At 52.7% G+C, this 18,086-nt stretch carries 20 protein-coding genes; 4 read left to right on the plus strand and 16 right to left on the minus strand.

Annotated elements, in window-relative coordinates; translation table 11 throughout:
• Window positions 1–15: 15 nt before the first annotated feature.
• The 14 genes from murD to FBR45_RS23230 form a co-directional block, all read right to left on the minus strand.
• The gene (gene murD, locus FBR45_RS23165) at window positions 16–1,371 is read right to left on the minus strand and encodes a UDP-N-acetylmuramoyl-L-alanine--D-glutamate ligase (protein WP_138506808.1); all 1,356 of its coding nucleotides are present in this window, start codon (window positions 1,369–1,371) and stop codon (window positions 16–18) included.
• 88 nt (window positions 1,372–1,459) lie between these two features.
• Window positions 1,460–1,792: a large-conductance mechanosensitive channel protein MscL gene (gene mscL, locus FBR45_RS23170; RefSeq protein WP_138506810.1), complete on the minus strand. Its 333-nt coding sequence runs from the start codon at window positions 1,790–1,792 to the stop codon at window positions 1,460–1,462.
• A 266-nt stretch (window positions 1,793–2,058) separates the two neighbouring features.
• Window positions 2,059–2,379 carry a large conductance mechanosensitive channel protein MscL gene (gene mscL / locus FBR45_RS23175; RefSeq protein WP_138506812.1) on the minus strand — a complete coding sequence of 107 codons (321 nt, stop codon included), beginning with the start codon at window positions 2,377–2,379 and terminating at the stop codon, window positions 2,059–2,061.
• An 84-nt stretch (window positions 2,380–2,463) separates the two neighbouring features.
• Window positions 2,464–3,414, minus strand: coding sequence for a DUF3078 domain-containing protein (locus FBR45_RS23180; protein WP_138506814.1), 951 nt, complete (start codon window positions 3,412–3,414; stop codon window positions 2,464–2,466).
• 55 nt (window positions 3,415–3,469) lie between these two features.
• On the minus strand, window positions 3,470–4,294 hold the full coding sequence (locus FBR45_RS23185; protein WP_138506816.1) for a mechanosensitive ion channel family protein: 825 nt from the start codon (window positions 4,292–4,294) through the stop codon (window positions 3,470–3,472).
• Complete coding sequence (locus tag FBR45_RS23190) at window positions 4,291–4,494, minus strand: hypothetical protein (RefSeq protein ID WP_138506818.1); 204 nt, start codon at window positions 4,492–4,494, stop codon at window positions 4,291–4,293. The genes FBR45_RS23185 and FBR45_RS23190 overlap by 4 nt, the downstream gene beginning before the upstream one ends.
• 22 nt (window positions 4,495–4,516) lie before the next feature.
• The gene (locus tag FBR45_RS23195) at window positions 4,517–5,110 is read right to left on the minus strand and encodes an RNA polymerase sigma factor (RefSeq protein ID WP_138506820.1); all 594 of its coding nucleotides are present in this window, start codon (window positions 5,108–5,110) and stop codon (window positions 4,517–4,519) included.
• Window positions 5,111–5,287: 177 nt separating this feature from the next.
• Window positions 5,288–5,839 carry an RNA polymerase sigma factor gene (locus tag FBR45_RS23200; protein ID WP_138506822.1) on the minus strand — a complete coding sequence of 184 codons (552 nt, stop codon included), beginning with the start codon at window positions 5,837–5,839 and terminating at the stop codon, window positions 5,288–5,290.
• Between the two features lie 137 nt (window positions 5,840–5,976).
• Window positions 5,977–6,810 (minus strand): translation elongation factor Ts, encoded by an 834-nt coding sequence (gene tsf / locus FBR45_RS23205; protein WP_138506825.1) that lies wholly within the window; start codon window positions 6,808–6,810, stop codon window positions 5,977–5,979.
• Between the two features lie 199 nt (window positions 6,811–7,009).
• Window positions 7,010–7,855, minus strand: a complete 846-nt coding sequence (rpsB, locus tag FBR45_RS23210) for a 30S ribosomal protein S2 (protein WP_077922523.1) — start codon at window positions 7,853–7,855, stop codon at window positions 7,010–7,012.
• A 153-nt stretch (window positions 7,856–8,008) separates the two neighbouring features.
• A complete protein-coding gene (gene rpsI, locus FBR45_RS23215) occupies window positions 8,009–8,395 on the minus strand; it encodes a 30S ribosomal protein S9 (RefSeq protein ID WP_077922524.1) in 387 nt (128 codons plus the stop codon).
• Between the two features lie 11 nt (window positions 8,396–8,406).
• Window positions 8,407–8,850, minus strand: a complete 444-nt coding sequence (gene rplM, locus FBR45_RS23220; protein WP_077922525.1) for a 50S ribosomal protein L13 — start codon at window positions 8,848–8,850, stop codon at window positions 8,407–8,409.
• 124 nt (window positions 8,851–8,974) lie between these two features.
• Complete coding sequence (gene mraY, locus FBR45_RS23225; protein ID WP_138506827.1) at window positions 8,975–10,183, minus strand: phospho-N-acetylmuramoyl-pentapeptide-transferase; 1,209 nt, start codon at window positions 10,181–10,183, stop codon at window positions 8,975–8,977.
• A 102-nt stretch (window positions 10,184–10,285) separates the two neighbouring features.
• Window positions 10,286–11,764, minus strand: a complete 1,479-nt coding sequence (locus FBR45_RS23230; RefSeq protein ID WP_138506829.1) for a UDP-N-acetylmuramoyl-L-alanyl-D-glutamate--2,6-diaminopimelate ligase — start codon at window positions 11,762–11,764, stop codon at window positions 10,286–10,288.
• A 208-nt stretch (window positions 11,765–11,972) separates the two neighbouring features.
• On the opposite strand from FBR45_RS23230, the gene accD reads away from it, so the two are divergent.
• The 3 genes from accD (at window position 11,973) to FBR45_RS23245 (ending at window position 14,944) form a co-directional block, all read left to right on the plus strand.
• A complete protein-coding gene (gene accD / locus FBR45_RS23235; protein WP_138506831.1) occupies window positions 11,973–12,815 on the plus strand; it encodes an acetyl-CoA carboxylase, carboxyltransferase subunit beta in 843 nt (280 codons plus the stop codon).
• Between the two features lie 37 nt (window positions 12,816–12,852).
• Complete coding sequence (locus FBR45_RS23240) at window positions 12,853–13,830, plus strand: radical SAM protein (RefSeq protein ID WP_138506834.1); 978 nt, start codon at window positions 12,853–12,855, stop codon at window positions 13,828–13,830.
• A gap of 301 nt (window positions 13,831–14,131) precedes the next feature.
• Window positions 14,132–14,944 carry an enoyl-CoA hydratase/isomerase family protein gene (locus tag FBR45_RS23245; protein WP_138506836.1) on the plus strand — a complete coding sequence of 271 codons (813 nt, stop codon included), beginning with the start codon at window positions 14,132–14,134 and terminating at the stop codon, window positions 14,942–14,944.
• A 4-nt stretch (window positions 14,945–14,948) separates the two neighbouring features.
• Here FBR45_RS23245 and FBR45_RS23250 read toward each other — a convergent pair whose 3' ends face one another.
• Both FBR45_RS23250 and FBR45_RS23255 read right to left on the minus strand, forming a co-directional pair.
• Window positions 14,949–15,392 (minus strand): nuclear transport factor 2 family protein, encoded by a 444-nt coding sequence (locus FBR45_RS23250; protein WP_138506838.1) that lies wholly within the window; start codon window positions 15,390–15,392, stop codon window positions 14,949–14,951.
• A 155-nt stretch (window positions 15,393–15,547) separates the two neighbouring features.
• Window positions 15,548–16,309, minus strand: coding sequence for a hypothetical protein (locus FBR45_RS23255; RefSeq protein ID WP_138506840.1), 762 nt, complete (start codon window positions 16,307–16,309; stop codon window positions 15,548–15,550).
• 192 nt (window positions 16,310–16,501) lie between these two features.
• Here FBR45_RS23255 and FBR45_RS23260 point away from each other — a divergent pair, with 192 nt between their 5' ends.
• Window positions 16,502–17,995, plus strand: a complete 1,494-nt coding sequence (locus FBR45_RS23260) for a M28 family peptidase (RefSeq protein WP_138506842.1) — start codon at window positions 16,502–16,504, stop codon at window positions 17,993–17,995.
• Window positions 17,996–18,086 lie beyond the last annotated feature (91 nt).

Genomic DNA, 18,086 nt, shown 5'->3' on the forward strand with positions numbered 1-18,086 from the left:
GCGAGTTGGCTTCAGTTACGTATTATCGGCCAGTACGTTTTTAACGGCTGCCTTAAACTGGTTGCCCCGGTCTACATAATTCCTGAACAGATCGAAGCTGGCGCAGGCTGGCGATAGCAGTACAATATCTCCGGGTTCTGCCAGCGCCAGGCCCATCGATACGGCTTCCTGTACGCTCCGGGTCTCCTGAATGGACGGTACGACCGGGCCAAAGTAATCTGTCAGTTTATGATTATCGACGCCCAGGCAAATCAGTGCTTTTACCTTCTGGCGAACCAGATTATCTAACTGGCTGTAGTCATTGCCTTTGTCCTGTCCACCTGCAATCCAGACGGTTGGCGCGTCCATGCTGGCCAGCGCATAGTATACCGAATCGACGTTGGTCGCTTTCGAGTCGTTGATGAACCGAACTTCCCGAATCGTACCGGCAGGTTCCATACGGTGTTCTGCATTTTCGAATGTGCGCAACCCCTCGGCAATGGCCTCGTCTGACACCCCGACCGACTGTGCTGCCAGAATAGCCGCCAGGGCATTGATGGCGTTATGCGGTCCGCGCAGCGTTGTTTCGGTCTGCGGCATCTGAAACGTGCGTCCGTTACGAATGGCCGTTAGGGTGTTATTCAGAAAATACCCACCTTCCCGCACCGGGTTCTCCAGCGAGATAGGTAGTTGGGCGATAGCCGGATTCCGCTTAGCCAGTTCGGTCTGTATAGGCTGACTCTCGGCAAAATAGATGAATGTATCGTCGGGACGGGTGTTTTGCAGAATCCGGAATTTGGCATCTACGTAGTTCTGAAAAACGTACCCGTATCGGTCGAGGTGATCAGGGGTGATGTTGAGCAATACCCGCACGTCGAGATGAGTCTGCACCATATCGTCGAGCTGGAAGCTGCTTAGTTCGAGCACAAAATAGTCGAACGTGTCGTCGATAACCTGCGCGGCAAAGCTGTCGCCCACGTTGCCAGCCAGGCCTACGTTGTAGCCCGCTGTTTTCAACAGATGATATGTCAGCAGTGTTGTTGTTGTTTTGCCGTTGCTCCCGGTAATACCGATCAAACGGGCCTTTGTATAGCGGGCAGCAAACTCAATTTCGGATATAACAGGTGTTCCCTGCGCCCGTATTTTTTCGACCAGCGGCACCGTTGCTGGAATACCGGGACTCTTGATTACTTCCGAAGCCCCCAGAATACGGGCTTCGGTGTGTTGATTTTCTTCGAACGGGATCTGAGCGGCTTCGAGCGTAGCCCGGTAACTGTCTTTTAGTGAGCCTTTATCCGACAGAAAGACCTCAAAGCCTTTCGCCTGCGCCAGCAGGGCCGCGCCGACTCCACTCTCTCCCCCGCCTAAGATGACTATTTTTTTTGCTGACATGGTAACTACGTACTACTGGCAAAATAACGCATAAAACAAAAGCTCCCCGAATGTCCGGAAAGCTTTTACCCTAAGTTTTGCCGTAAAGCTATTCTTTCGCTGCCAGTGACTCGGACAGCCGCAACCGGTTGGCCAGTTTGACGATCAGAAAAATGACCCAGGCGATCAACACAAACTGGATAACAATATTCAGAAAATTACCGTAGCGGATCGCCACTTCCGGGCTGGTCCCCACGGCTTCTCTAAGCACGAGCTTAAGCTGGCTGAAATCGATACCGCCAATGAGTAGCCCCAGAATAGGGTTAATTATATCTTCAACCAGCGATGTGGTGATTTTGCCGAAAGCAGCACCAATGACGACCCCGACGGCCAGATCAAGTACATTACCCTGTGCGATAAATGTGCGAAATTCTCTTAGCATACAGATGACTGATTTTAGTTTACTAATTGAATAGATCAAAGGTACTAATGCAACATACTCATCTGCGCACAACTAACCAAGTAAAATTACTTTTTTAAAAAAGTTGGTACCTTAGGACCATATCAACAACTTTCATTCGCTGCCCGGGCGGGTTTTGCCCCGTACTGATTGCTGTCAAGGCGTCGTTCCGATCAGCAGTTGACCAAACGGCAAAAAAAAACCTCCGGCTAAGCGGAGGTTTGTTGACAGGCAGATGCCATAGACGTTTATGCGTTCGGTACCTGGCGGCTTCGGTTCGCAGCTTTTACAATCAGGAAGATAACCCAGGCGATCAGCACAAACTGGATAATTGTATTCAGAAAATTACCGTACCGAATAGCCACCTCGGGGGCTGTACCGGCAGCTTCTTTCAACACGATTTTCATCTCTTTAAAGTCGGCATCACCCAGTGCCAGACCAATAATCGGGTTGAGTATATCTTCGATCAGCGACGTAGTGATTTTGCCGAAAGCAGCCCCAATAATGACCCCGACGGCCAGATCAAGTACGTTGCCCTGCGCAATGAATGTGCGGAATTCCTTTATCATGAGACAAATGGGGGTTTAGGTGGTACTGCCAGATACGGCTTCTTTGACGGAGTCCGACCAGCCTGGTAACAACCCCGCACGGTATCATTTCTTGCGAAACGTCGTCACGTTATAGACGAGTCCGATACCCAGTGTCTGCTGGAGTTGCCAGTCGCTGGAAAAATCTTTGTCGAACAGGGCAATTATGCCCAGGGTCGTACTGATGTATCGACTGACTTTGGCGGTGAGAATGATATCGATGCGATGATCAATGGCATTCAGGGTCTTATAGTTGGCAAACAGGAGATATTTAGCGTTGATACTTACGTTCTCGCTCAGATTGCGGGTCAGAGCCGCCTGCAGTTGTAAGGCCAGCCATTCGGTACGAATGCTTCGCCCCGGCTCAACGCCGTAGACTGTCGCATTTGGGTCGCGCACCGGAATTTTATCGGCCCCCTCCCGGAAGCGGACGCTCTGGTCGGCCAGGAACGTAAACCGTGGCGCAAACGGACTCACCCGCAAGGCAAACCAGCCGTTCGGTTTGTAGGCCAGGCCCCAGGCTATAGTTAACTGACCGGGCGCCAGAAAATTAGCTACTTTGAATTGTGTCTGACCAGGCGCCAACCCCGTATATCGATACCCTGACGTGAAAAAAGACGTGAATGTACCCGACCCAAACATGTCCCACTTGGGTGAGATTTTGTAGCCAGCTACTGAATTTAGTAAGATCTGATCGGCGGCTTTTCGGGTCAACCCCGCCTGGGTCACAAACCCTAACTGCAGGTCGGCGGTATTATCCCACGACCATCGTTCTTTTTCGTACAGTGCCCGCGCGGCAACGACGGCTCCCAGGGCTACGGAGTTGACCCCGCCCCCCGTCCAGTTATTAAACGAGGCCTGGTTAAAATTGATACCTCCGCTAAACGAACGCTGCCAGTAGGATGTATCGGGCTTTACGGCTACCGTATCTTTGAAGTTAGCCACAATCGTTGAGTCCTGTGCCTGTGCAGACTGACAGGCAAGCCAACCCAGCAGTAAATAGACGTAGTGTTTCATACTTATAGATTTGGCCGTTTGGACGCCAGCCAACCCTAAAGGCAACGGATTCACCTTAATAAACCTCTACTTTTTTTGTCTGTAATAGTTGCAGCGGGAATACCGTTGTGGTCTGATCCGTCCGGAGCGTTATTGATGTCGTATCGATCTTGGTAATCTGTCCCTTTACCCCGTCGATCTCAATGGTTTGCCCCTCCTGATACTTGTTCTTTGTGTAGAAGGCAGACAATATATTGGCCATCAGATCCCGCGACGCTATGCCATACCCGAAGGCAAAGGCAAAAATGACGCCACCGATCAGCAGGTTGAAGCTAGACTCGAGCAGTTCGGTATTAATCCCAGCCTGACCCAGTGCACTGATCAGCGTAATCAGGAGAAAGAAAACAAATACGATCGTTCCCAGCAGGCGACCCGATGCGATTTTGAACGACTCACAAATGCTGACAACCGCACTTTTTACCGCATCGGCCAGCAACACGCCAACCTGCAGCATGATGGCGGCCGCAATCAGTTTGGGAATGAAGTTTACCAGCGACGATACCATGTCCGTGATGGCCGCTACGCCCAATGTTTCGGTGGCTGCGGTGATGAACACGAGTAAAATGAAATAGTAAAGAATCTTCGCTACTATCTCGCTCAGCTTTATTTCCGTTTTGAGTTGCTTAATGATGCTGATCTCGTTCAGGCGCTCGCCAATCTTATCAAAACCAACTCGGGCCAACACTCGTCTGACCACAAAAGCAGTCAGACGCGCCACGGCGATGCCAATGATCAGAATAACCATTGCGCCCAGTAAGCGCGGCACAAACTGGATGAACTGATCGATCAGTGTCTGAAAAGTTGTCCGAAGAACCTCAGTCAGGTTGGGTAATTGTTTCATGATTGAGAAGATGATTGGCCAGAAGTAGAAACCGAAGGGTCAGCCAGTACCGAGGCTGCTTTGAAGAATTCGCCCACGTACAGTTCAACAACTGTCATTGTGTTACGGATCAGATCAATTTCGGCTATGAGTTGCTCCCGCAGTTTGGGCGGGCACATGCCATCGGGCTCGATTGCCAGGAAAGGGTTAGATTCATTCATACTGATTTGGTCAACGGATAAGTTAACGGAGCAATACCGCTATTTTGAGTGCCAGAAGTAACCAGAAGACAACTGCTTCGAGGTAATATTTGCGCAGTTTATCACGTGAACGCTTCAGCCGCATTTTCACCGCGCTTTCGGTCAGACCGCTCACCTCCGCAATATCCCGGAGGCTGTCCCCATCCTGGTACTTCATTAGTAGCATGGTCCGTTCTTCATAAGGCATTTTCTCCAGTGCCCATTTGAGTTTCCGGGCTTCATATTCGGCCAGTTCAGCGAGTTCGTCGTCCTGTGAATTGTCGATCCGATCCCAGCCTTCGTCAATATGTACTTCCGTATGCCGATGCGCCGACCGTACGTAGTCTGCACAGTGATTGTAGGTTATGGAGTAAAGCCAGGTCGAAAACTTCGATTGTTCCTTAAAGCTGCCCAATTTGAGCACCAGCTTCAAGAAGACATCATGCGTAAGATCCTCGGCCTGCGCCGGCGATTTACTAAACGACAGACACTTGCGATACACTTTATCGCAGTATCGTTCGTACAATTGCTCGAAGTACTCATTGCGCTGGGTCTCCGTGTAGCGACGTACCAATTCTTCGTCCGAGTAGTTAGTCATAAGGTGGTTGTAGCCTGTCTAAGACTTGAATTAGGCGGAAAGTAACGGTCTGGTACGTCGTGATACTCAAACAAACCCATGGGCTTAGCAGTAAAAAAGCCCGACTAGAGCAGCCGGGCTTTTTACGAAAAAGTATATTCTATTTGTCTATGCATCGATCTTCGACGGCTGACAGGTTTAATCGTTTTGCCAGTAATACTGACGCAGGCGATCACGGGATCGTTTCAAACGCATCTTCACCGCGCTCTCGGTCAGCGCATACTGCAGGGCCAGTTCTTTTACGCTGACACCGTCCTGATACCGCTGATGAAGCAGCGTCTGCTCGTCGGCGCTCAAACAGGTCATGGCCCGGTGAATTCGGCGGGCTATTTGCTCTTCCTGCTCGGCTATACCGTCATCAGCACTGATATCCAGCGTATCCCAATCATTATCGCCAGTCAGCGCCTGCCGTTTGTTGGCGCCCCTAATCTGATCAGTACAATAGTTATGTGTTACCGAGTATAGCCAGGTCGAAAACCGGGCCTGATGTTTGTAACTATCAAGCCGGGTCATCAACCGCAGAAAAATATCCTGGGTTAAGTCCTGAGCCTGTACGTCATTTTTTGTAAACGAAAGACACTTACGGTGTACTTTATGGCAATAGCGTTCATACAATTGCTCAAAGTAGTCATTCTGGTGGGTTTCGAGGTAATTGTTGACCAACTCCTCGTCAGTTAACTTTTGTTTCATAAAGTTACTGTGGGTTACTCGGTAAATTTAGTTAAATAATTTCATGTACGTAGATCATTAAGTTATCAGATTGAATAAAAACAAAAATACCCGGCTCTAAAGCCGGGTATCTACTAAACGGTAGGTAACTACTTGTTTTATCCTATTGCAACGCGTTTGAAGGCTGAAACCGTCAATCCTTTGCTGGTTTTCTCCAGCAGCTGTGCAATAGTAAGCGAGCTATCTTTTACAAACTCCTGATTCAGAAGGGTATTCTCTTTATAGAACTTGTTCAGCTTACCCATCGCGATCTTTTCCAGCATAGCTTCGGGCTTTCCTTCCTGGCGGGCCTGCTCTTTGCCGATCTCTATCTCACGCTCAACGATGGTAGCATCGACGCCGTCTTTGTCAAGAGCAACGGGTTTCATAGCCGCAATCTGCATAGCTACGTCCTTGCCTACTTCGGTTACGTCGGTACCATTCGTGTTGGTCAGGCCAACCAGCACACCCAGTTTACCATTCGAGTGAATGTACGATACCACTTTGTCGGCCGAAACCGTTTCGAACGAAGCGACATCGATTTTCTCACCGATCTTACCCATCAGATCCGTGATATGATCCTGCAGGGCACGACCATCAGCCTGGGGGGTTGCCAGCAGCGTTTCCTTATCCGCAGCGTTGGTAGCAATAGCCGTGCTCATAACGGCCATGGCCAGGTTCTGGAAATCGGCTACTTTCGATACGGGTTCGGTTTCGCAGGCCAGTGCAATCACTTTGCCGGTTTTACCATCTTCGCTAACGTGGGCCAGTACGATACCTTCTGCAGTAGCGTTGTCGGCCCGCTTGTCGGCTATTTTCTGACCCTGCTTGCGCAGAATCTCTTTGGCTTTTTCAAAATCGCCGTCGGCTTCGGTGAGGGCCTTTTTGCAATCCATCATCCCGGCTCCGGTCTCTTGCCGAAGTTTGTTTACGTCAGCAGCAGTAATTGCCATTGTAAAAAACGGTTTTCAGTTGTTAATTTTTCGATTCACAAAGCCGCCTGTTCTTAACATGACGGTTATATTTCTTTTATCAGAAAATAGCCCATAGCGGCTGCTACGGGCTATTTTTCAGGGTGATATCGGGTACCGATCAGTTGGCTATCAGCAGCCGTAGCAACAAACCGCCGGAACCGGTATACCGTCAATCAGTTTATGCATCCTGCTCATCTTCAGCAACAGCGGCTGGCGAGCCGGTTGCCTCAGGCTGATCAGCCAGTTTGCTCTCGTCTTCGGCGCGGGCCTGCACAACGTCTTCGTTCCGCTTGGCTTCTTCCTCTTCCTGAACGCGCTGGTCGTCTTTATCCTGCTTGCGCTCCATCAGCCCTTCTTCGATGGCCCGGCCAATAGCCAGCGTAATCAGAGCGATAGATTTGTACGCATCATCGTTGGCTGGTATAGCGAAATCTACTTCCTCGGGGTTCGAGTTGGTATCGCACATAGCAAAAACCGGAATACCCAGACGGTGTGCTTCCGATACGGCAATGTGCTCACGCTTTACGTCGACAACGAACAGAGCAGCTGGCAGGCGGGTCAGGTCGGCAATACCGCCCAGTACGCGCTCCAGTTTCTCTTTATCGCGGGTTTTGGTCAAACGCTCGCGCTTGGCAATGCTCTTGACGGTCTCCTCGTCTTTCAGCATTTTGTCCAGCGTCTGCATTTTTTTCAGCGACTTACGGATGGTTGCGAAGTTGGTGAGCATACCGCCCTGCCAGCGGTCAGTCACGTATGGCATTTTCAGGCGACGTGCTTCTTCCGAAACAATTTCCTGAGCCTGCTTCTTCGTAGCCACGAACATCACTTTCCGACCCGAGCGTACAATGCCTTTGATGGCGTTGCAGGCTTCGTCGAGTGCCGCAACCGTTTTGTTGAGGTCAATAATGTGGATGCCGTTCTTCTCCATGAAGATGTACGGAGCCATCCGGGGGTCCCACTTCCGCGTTAAGTGGCCAAAGTGCACACCAGCGTCGAGGAGGTCTTTATATTCGATTTGTGCCATTTCAGACTTTGAAAATGAATGTTATTACTAATACGCAGCACCGCCCGTCGGCATCATCTAAGGGCAGTCTGGACGATTTTAAATGAATAATGTGTAATGAAATACAGACTTACAGGACTGTAACTACCTTGTTCATTATACATTTTCCATTGATTAACGTTTCGAGAACTGGAACCGACGACGAGCCTTGGCGCGACCGTACTTCTTCCGTTCTACCATACGCGAATCCCGGGTCAGGAAGCCTTCTTTCTTGAGGGCGGGGCGGAACTCGGCGTTCAGTTCAACCAGCGCGCGGGCAATGGCCATGCGGGTTGCTTCAGCCTGACCGGCTACACCACCGCCACGAACATTGACCTTCACGTCGTAGCCACCTACGCCGTTTACCGTTGCGAACGGCTGGTTCAGAATGATTTGCAACACTTCGGTGGGAAAATACTGTTTGTAGTCTTTTCCGTTCACCGTGATGGCCCCGCTGCCTGCCGACATGTAGATGCGGCTGATGGCAGTCTTCCGGCGACCAATGGTATTAATACGATCCATTCGGCTGTGACTTAGAATTTAACGACTGTGGGTTGCTGAGCCTCATGCGGGTGCTGATCCCCGGCGTATACGTGCAGGTTGGTAAACAACCGACGGCCTAACCGATTCTTAGGCAACATGCCTTTAACGGCGTGCTCGATGATGCGCTGAGGATGCTTTTCGAGCAGGATACGGGGCGACGCGAAGCGCTGACCACCGGGGTAGCCGGTGTGGCGAACGTAGACTTTGTCAGTCATCTTGGCACCGGTCAGGCGAACCTTCTCGGCATTGATGACGATTACGTTATCTCCACAGTCAACGTGGGGCGTAAAGTTGGTTTTGTGTTTGCCGCGAATCAGGCGTGCGATCTGGCTGGCCAGCCGACCTAACACCTCACCCTGAGCGTCAACCACAACCCATTCTTTCTGCGCCGTTTCTTTGTTGGCAGAGATGGTTTTGTAACTGAGCGTATTCACTGTTATGGAGACTAATTGGTTGATTTCTAATGATTTGCTTACGCAAAAAACACTCCCGTCCTGAAACGGGAGTGCAAATATAGGCGGTATACTGCTGAAATACAAGGGAGTGACTGAAAAACCTCTACCGGAGCTTCAGGGTGGCCAGCGCAAGCACGGCCAGAATGATAGCGATGATCCAGAAACGGGTAACGATTTTTGCTTCGTGGTATCCTTTCTTCTGGAAATGGTGGTGCAGGGGCGACATCAGAAAAATACGCCTGCCCTCGCCATACCTCTGCTTCGTGTACTTGAAATAACTAACCTGCATAATGACCGATATATTCTCGATCAGGAAAATACCGCAGACAATCGGAATGAGCAGCTCCTTTCGGATGGCCAGAAACAGAACCGCAATGACGCCCCCCAGCATCAGGCTACCCGTATCGCCCATGAACACCTGCGCCGGGTACGAATTGTACCATAAAAACCCAACGCAGGCCCCCACGAAAGCCGCGCAGAAAATCACCAGCTCGCCCGAGTTGGGGATGTACATGATGTTAAGATACTGGGAAAATACTTTGTTACCTGACAGGTAGGCCAGCACCCCGATGGTCAGACCGATAATGACCGATGTTCCGGCCGCCAAGCCGTCAATGCCATCGGTGATATTGGCGCCGTTCGATACAGCCGTGATGATGAAGATGCAAACCAGCACATATACGATCCAAGTATAGTCGTCGGGTAATACGCCGAACAACAGGGAGCTGTAGTCGAACTCGTTATTCTTCAGAAACGGTACCGTTGTCAGCGTCGACTTAACGTCGGTGTACACGTCAGGCACGTTGGATGTGCTCAGCAGCCGGGGGGCGTAAATGCGTATCTTCACGTATTCGTTGAAATACAGCGTCAGGCCAACGATCAATCCCAGACCAACCTGCCCAACTACTTTGAACTTCCCTTCCAGCCCTTCTTTGTTCTTCTTGAAAACCTTGATATAATCATCGAGAAACCCAATCAGACCGGTCCATACGGTCGACACCAGCGCCAGCACCACGTATACGTTCGACAGCTTGGCAAACAGCAGCGCCGGAATTAGCAAAGACGACAGGATGATAAACCCGCCCATAGTTGGTGTACCGCGCTTCTGCATTTGCCCTTCCAGCCCGAGATCCCGGATCGACTCGCCGATTTGCAGTGTACGCAGTTTATCAATGATACGTCGGCCGAAAATGGCCGCAATCAGCAGCGAGGTAATTACAGCACCCAGCGCCCGAAACGAGATGTATTGAAATACCCCGGCCCCCGGAAAGTTATACCGCTCGTCTAAAAATTGGAAAAGGTAATACAGCATACACGAAATGAGTGAATGAGTGGTTGAGCGATTGAGCGAGTTGCCAGTGCATGATTAATTCGCTCAATCACTCAATCGCTCATCCATTATTATTGGCCAAAGTTACTGATTTCGGCGTTCTGCGAAAGCATCGCGCAGTACGGCCCGGTCGTCAAAATCGTATTTTATCCCCTTGATTTCCTGATAGGTTTCGTGGCCTTTTCCCGCTACCAGAATAATATCGTGCGGCCGGGCCAGGGCGACGGCCCGCTGGATCGCTTCGCGCCGGTCCTCGATGGTATTTGTTTTTTTGAAGTCGACCGGCGACACCCCTGCCTGCATCTGCTCCAGAATAGCCATTGGGTCTTCGTTGCGGGGGTTGTCTGATGTCAGAATAACCCGGTTGCTGAACCGGCAGGCAATGTCAGCCATGATGGGTCGTTTTGTGGCGTCGCGGTTTCCTCCGCACCCCACCACGGTGATGATTTGCGGCAGGTAATCCTGCTCGTCGGTATGCCGAAGGCCGACAATGGTTTCCAGCACGTTCTGGAGTGCATCAGGCGTATGAGCATAATCGACAATACCAACAATCTTATCGTCAGACACGACCTGCTCGAACCGACCGGGCGGGGGCATCAGGGCCGACAGCTGGGTCAGCACCTCGGTCGGGTCCTCGCCCAGCAGCACAGCCGCTCCGTAGACGCTTAACAGGTTGTAGGCGTTGAACTTTCCGATCAGCTTGAACCATACCTCCCGATCATCGACGAGCATGTTCAGCCCAAACAGCGTATCAGCCAGTAACTTCCCCTTAAACGTAGCCAGTGTTTGCAGCGAGTACGTTTCTTTACGCGCAGCCGTGTTCTGCAGCATAACCAGCCCGCGCTTATCGTCTACGTTGGTCAGCGCAAAGGCCGAAGCCGGCAACTGATCGAAGAAGCCTTTCTTGGCCCGGATGTAGTTGTCGAATGTACCGTGAAAATCGAGGTGATCGTGGGTGATATTGGTAAAGATACCCCCGGCAAACTGCAAACCCGCAATCCGCTCCTGGACCACGGCGTGCGAACTTACCTCCATAAAGACGTATTGGCAGCCGTTGGCCAGCATCTGGGTAAGCAACTGGTTGGTCGTAAGTACGTCGGGGGTGGTATGGGTAGCCGGTATTACCTGATCATCGATCTGGTTCTGCACGGTAGATAGCAGACCGCAGCGGTAGCCCAGGGCCCGAAAAAGCCGGAACAGCAGCGTAGCCACCGAGGTTTTGCCGTTTGTACCGGTTACTCCCACGAGCCGTAGTTTCTGCGACGGCCGGTCGTAAAAGGCAGCAGCTATCAGCCCCAGGGTATGCGGGGTATGCTGAACCCGTACGTAAGCTACCCCATCGGCAGTATTGTCGGGCAGGTCTTCGCAGAGAATGGCGGCTGCCCCCTGCCGAACGGCGGTTTCGATAAACGCATGGCCGTCGGTCAGGGTGCCCCGAACGGCCACAAACAGGCTACCGGGGCCTACCCGGCGCGAATCCATGGTAATACTGGTAATATCGGTATTCATACTGCCCGACGTAGCCAGCAGCGGAATTTTATAGAGAAGATCGGTTAGTTGCATGAAGATAATACGGCTCGTACCAGCGGTTAAACGCTGGCCTTCGTTAGTCTGCCACAAAAAAACGGACTAAATACGAAACGATAGCCGGACGAGGGTACCTATATTTTCTTTTGCAACCCACCACTCGTTTTCTTTGTACCTTTACGACCCGTTTATGAAAAGCCCTCATCAACGGCGGCTCATAAATCGTAAACCGTAAATAAACGTCATGTCTTGGTTCGTCCGAAAAGATAAGGGGATTCTGACCCCGACCGAAATGAAGCGGGAGGCCCCCGATGGTCTTTGGTATCAATGCCCGAACTGCAAAAAAGTAATGCACACGCGGGAGCATAAGATCAATGCGTATACCTGTGTTCACTGCAATTATCATGAAAAAATAGGGTCCGACGCTTATTTCTCAATCCTCTTCGATGAGAACGCGTTCACCGAGCTTGACCCGAACATGACTTCGGGAGACCCGCTGAAGTTCACCGATACCAAATCGTATCCCGGCCGGGTTAAAGCCACGATGGCTAAAACCGGCCTCAAAGACGCTGTCCGGACCGCCTACGGCCCCATGAACGGCGTAACGGTAACGATTGCCTGCATGGACTTTAATTTCATCGGCGGCTCGATGGGATCGGTCGTTGGCGAAAAAATTGCCCGCGCCGTTGATCACGCCATCCAGAGCCGCACGCCCTTCCTGATGATTTCGCGGTCGGGTGGCGCGCGCATGATGGAAGCGGGCTACTCGCTGATGCAGATGGCCAAAACATCGGCTAAACTGGCGCTACTGGCACAGGCCAAACTGCCGTATGTGTCGCTGCTGACCGACCCAACAACGGGGGGTGTAACGGCATCCTACGCCATGCTGGGCGATTTCAACATTGCCGAACCCGGTGCGCTGATTGGTTTTGCCGGCCCTCGCGTTATCCGCGAAACCATCGGCAAAGACCTGCCTAAAGATTTTCAGAGCGCCGAATTCGTGCTGGAGCATGGCTTTCTGGATTTCATCGTAGACCGAAAAGACCTGAAAGACAAGCTGTCCAGCCTGTTTACCATGCTCGCCTAGAAACGGGCCGGTACGGGAAGAAAATTGGTTTATTCGTATGCGCCTTGTCCGACACCCGGTTCTGTGTAACTACTACGTGACGTACCGCTGTAACGCCAGCTGTAGTTTCTGCGATATCTGGGAGCGGCCATCGCCCTATGTTACTCTCGACAATGCCCGGGCGAACCTCCGCGATCTTCGGCGGCTGGGCGTTCGGGTCATTGATTTTACGGGGGGAGAGCCATTACTACACCGCCAGCTGCCCGAACTCCTGAGCGAAGCCAAACAACTTGGCCTTATCACGACCGTTACAACCAACGCGCTGCTCTACCCCAAACTGGCCGAGCGGCTCCGGGGACTGGTTGATATGCTGCATTTCTCGCTCGATTCGCCGGTGGCCGAGGAACATGACCGATCCAGGGGGGTGCGCAGTTTTGATAAAGTGATGGAATCGATCGACATAGCCCGGCAGCTTGGCGAACGGCCCGACATTCTGTTTACCGTCTTCGACCATAACGTTCACCAGATCCGGGCTATGTACGAAGACATTTGCCGCCCTAACGATCTGGTCCTGATTCTGAATCCGGTTTTCGAGTATAACAGCGTAGACACCGGCGGGCAGTTGTCCGACAGCGCCCTGGGCGATATGGCCTGGTGGGGCAAACAACCTAATGTTTACCTCAACGACGGCTTCATCCAGCTCCGGCGCGACGGCGGTAACCACATCGACAAACCCGTTTGCCGGGCCGCCAGCACAACCCTGGTGATCTCCCCCGAAAACAAGCTCGTTCTGCCCTGCTATCACCTCGGCCTCTCCGACCACCCGATCAACAACGACCTGTACACCCTCTACCGCTCAGCCGACGTACAGCAACTGGTAGCGCAGGAAGGTCGGCTGCCCGGTTGCGAAGGCTGTGCCATCAACTGCTACATGCAGCCGTCATTTGCGGTCGATGTGACGAAATATTTCTGGAAAGCCCTGCCCAGCACACTGAAATACAACTGGATCAAAGGCACCTGGAAACAACTCGTCTGATTCCCTTCTGTTTCTCAGTCATTCCTCTCGTCCCGACCCCGGCCTGCCGTCGTTTCGTTGGCTTCATCGGTGCATAGCTTACCCCCTCGATATCATACGCAGTGAAAGCGATCATGGCGGAGCTGCACCCGACCAACCCACCAGCGCGAATAGCTGTGGTTAACAGAATGAGCAAACAATCGGTTTCTACAGTCTTATCCAGGAAAAAAAGGGGCGGTTCAGTATCCCGAGCAGCTAAGGTAGTTTTACTATATAACCGATTAAGTACATTCCGTAACCAGCCTTTTCTTTATTTTTGCCCATGCTCTACACCGCTGAACAAGTTGCGCAGCTGCCTACCGATACCTTCCGCTACCTGCTCGTTTCTCTTCATGATCATATACTGACTATAACCCTGAACCGCCCCCAGAAAAAGAATGCCTTACACCCGCCCATGCTGGCCGAACTGGCTTTCGCACTGGCCTATGCGCACTACACCGCCGACGTCTGGATCGTCGTGCTGGCGGCTACGGGCGACACGTTCTGCGCCGGTATGGATTTAAAATCACTCTCGGCGGGGAGTGATGAACAGGCGGGCGTACCCGAACCGGCAGGCCCCGTTCGGCTGGGCGAGCTTATGGCCGGTTTACACAAGCCCTGTATAGCGCGGGTGCAGGGACCAGTTTATGCCGGTGGTTTTTTGCTGGTAGGGGGCAGTACATACGTAGTAGCGGCCAATTCGGCCACCTTTGCCCTACCCGAAGTGAAGCGGGGACTGTTCCCGTTTCAGGTTCTGGCTGTTCTGCTCGACATCATGCCAGCCCGGCGGGCACTCGACCTCTGCCTGCGGGCCCGCACCCTCAACGCAGCCGACGCGCAGGAGATCGGGCTGGTGACGCACTCCGTACCCGCCGATGGACTTGACCCAACCGTCCGGCTCCTGACCGACGAACTCAGGCTGTATTCGCCCGTGGCGATGCAGTTCGGTCTGCGGGCCTTCCAGACACTGAAAAGCCTGCCACCCGATCAGCAGCAGGCCTTTTTGCACGATCAGTTTCAGCAGCTTCAGCAAACCCACGATGCTCAGGAAGGCATGGCGGCTTTTCTGGAAAAACGACTCCCCAACTGGGGGTAGCAACTTACTGGCACTTTCGGCGGGTGTCGATGATGTGCTGAATTTTCCAGGCACCCGATATCCGTACCAGGGTAAACGCATTGGCGCCACAATGGCTTTGCTGGCCATTATAATAAAACGAGTAGGGTGTCCAGACAGTAGCCAGATCGCCATCGACCTTGACATCCATACCGCTGAGCCGCTCGTCCAGCGCGCCCGCCTTTGCTTTGCCTACTGAGGTGATAAACCGGTCGATGCCCTGGTCGCTGACCGATACCTCGCCCTGCTTGTTGACAACACTCTGCAGTCGGGCACCGGGCAGGAAGAGGGATTTGAGCGCCGTTGAATCGGCTCGTTTCATACCGTCGAACATCTGGGTGATAACGGTTTTGGCAGCCGTTTCGTCGGCGGTTTGAGCCAGGGCGGGAGCGGCCAGCAATAGACCGATCAAAGCAAGTAGCGGTTTCATACGTACAAAGGTTACGGCCAGTGATGCACCAGAAAATGGCCCCGACCCAAGGTTACAAAAACGCCGTTGAGCGCCAAACTGAGTTTGTATCAGTGGTAAAATGTATGCCTGAAAGGTTCGGGGGAAAGCGGCCAAGAGGTTAAAACCCCGTTTTTCTATTGCTGGGTCGGCATGGGAATGTAAAAGCCGTCGTTTTTTTTGAACGGCAGCTGCGCCGAATACGTCCCGTTGAACTGTTGTACCATGGGGCCCAGCACCTGCAGCTTCGGCATCACCTCAACCCCGGCTGCCCAGAAAGAGGTGTCGAGATGAAACTCGGTTCTGAAGTCTTTATCGGTCGAGAGCGTCAGGTAATTGCGGAACCTGAGGGGCGACTCGCTGGGCTCGTAGGTATAAACTGCTACGTCGATTGGTTTTTTGCGTTCAGGATTCCAGTTGGCCCGTTCGTTACGGACCGTTGGGGTTCCTGTTAGCCGCAGGGCCCCGTTTGGCACCACCACAAACCGGCGTTTCTCGAGCCGGGTGCGGGGCGGGATGAACGACACCGCATCGTCTTTCGAAATAGTGCCCGCTACCGAGCCAACTGTGTAGCGCCAGTAACGGCTGGTATAGGACGACGTAGCCAGATTGACATCGGCCACATCGGTCCAGTAGTCCATTTTATCTTCGCCAATGATAAACGACGACCGTTTCCAGTCGACGTACAGCGGGCGGTCGAGTTTATTGACCAGCGAAACAACCATCTGACCGCGCTCACTCGAAAACGAGTAGCGCAGGGTGAGCGTATCGGTATCGAGTACAAACCCGTCGGCAGCGGGTTGTACATTGCTGCCCCGTAAGGTTACCACCTGGGCCTGTGGTGTACAGGCCGACAGGGCAGCCAGTAGGGCGATGACGTAAATAAGCTGCGTTTTCATAAGATGATAGATCGATCAAATATATAAAACCAACCAGGTTACCATCAAAACCTAAAGGTAAATAAGCGTTGGCTCGGCAAACTTTTTTGCCGTTCGCTAGAACGCTTTTGAGAAAGGCGGTGTCTAAACCATTGTGCTTAATCAGTGAGCCTTTTTTTCTCTATCTTTAGCAACGAATCTTACTCTCGTTCTATGCACCGAACGTTTACCGTGCCGCGACTCCGGCTCGTGCTGTTCACCCTCAGTTCTGCCGGTTTTATAACCGCCTTCAACCCAGATAAACTCCCGCTCGAAAAAGCCTTTACCCGCATCAACAACGAGGTTCAGCAGCACAGCAAAGCGTACGAAACGCTGTCTGACGCGTCGCAGCGGATTGGCCATCGCCTGACAGGCAGCGCCAACGGCTCCCGTGCAGAAGAGTATGCCCATGCGCTGCTGACCCAATACGGGTTTGACAACGTGCGCTATGAACCCTTCGAGGTAGAAGCCTGGGGGCGCGATACCGTTACGCTGGCCGTAGTGCCCAACCGTAGCGACAACTTCCGCGAAGTACCCGTAGTGGCCCTGGCTCACTCACCCGTCGAAGCGCACATCAAAGGAGAAATTATTGATGTCGGCAACGGCCTGGAAGGTGACTTTGCGGCCCTGCGCGACAAAATCAGGGGAAAGGTTGTGCTGGTCAACATTGGCCTGTCGGCTCCGACCAAAGGCGCGCGTAACCTGCACCGCTCCGAAAAGACCGCCCTCGCCATCCAGTACGGTGCTACGGGGGTCATCATGGTCAACCTGGTTCCCGGTAATGTGCTGCTGACCGGCACCGCATCGGTTACGGGTAAACTCATTCCTATTCCGTCGGTCTGCATCTCGCTGGAAAGCGGACAGGCCATTCGGGGCTGGATGGAAGAAGAACGCGAGCGGCTTCATGCAGTCATCGACATGACCAACACGAGCCGGAAAATTCGCGCCCGTAACGTCATTGCCACTCTGCGCGGCTCTAAATTCCCCAATGAAAAAATAATTGTGGGCGGTCACCTCGATTCGTGGGATCTGGCCACGGGCGCTATCGATAACGGAATCGGGTCGTTTGCCGTGATGGACATTGCCCGCACCTTCCGCGCCCTGAAGCTGAAACCCAAACGGACCATCGAGTTCGTACTGTTCATGGGCGAAGAACAGGGGCTGCTCGGCTCCCGGGCCAACGTCGACAACCTGAGGAAAAGCGGACAGCTGGACCGGGTTCGTTACATGATGAACCTCGACATGACCAACGATCCCAGCGGTCTGAATGCCTTCGGCCGTACCGATATACTGCCGTTTCTGACAACCGTCGGCGAAACCATGAAACAGGTCGAACCCGCCTTTGCCAACCAGATGCTGAACCAGGCCGGACTGCACTCCGACCACCAGCCGTTTATGCTGGAGGGCGTACCGGTTGTGGGCATGAACGGCCACCTCGACCGTTCGGTGCTCGATTGTTATCACGCCAACTGCGACCGGATCGACCTCGTCAACCCCGATCAGCTGAAGAATACGGTGCGCTATGCCAGCATGCTCCTCTACGCCCTGGCCGATGCAGACGATATTCCGACGCGCCGACAGACCGACACCCAAACCCGCGACTACCTGGTTGCCCAGGGGTTACGCACTCCGCTGCAAATTGCGAACGAGTGGCGCTGGAAAGAGTAGCCGGGACCATTTACTACGAAGGCAATTTCGGGCTACAACAAGCGCCGGGGATTTCGTTACTTTGTCGTATTGCGTCAAGACTCTACCCACT

This window comes from Spirosoma lacussanchae, assembly GCF_005870035.1.
Classification (GTDB): Bacteria; Bacteroidota; Bacteroidia; order Cytophagales; family Spirosomataceae; genus Spirosoma; species Spirosoma lacussanchae.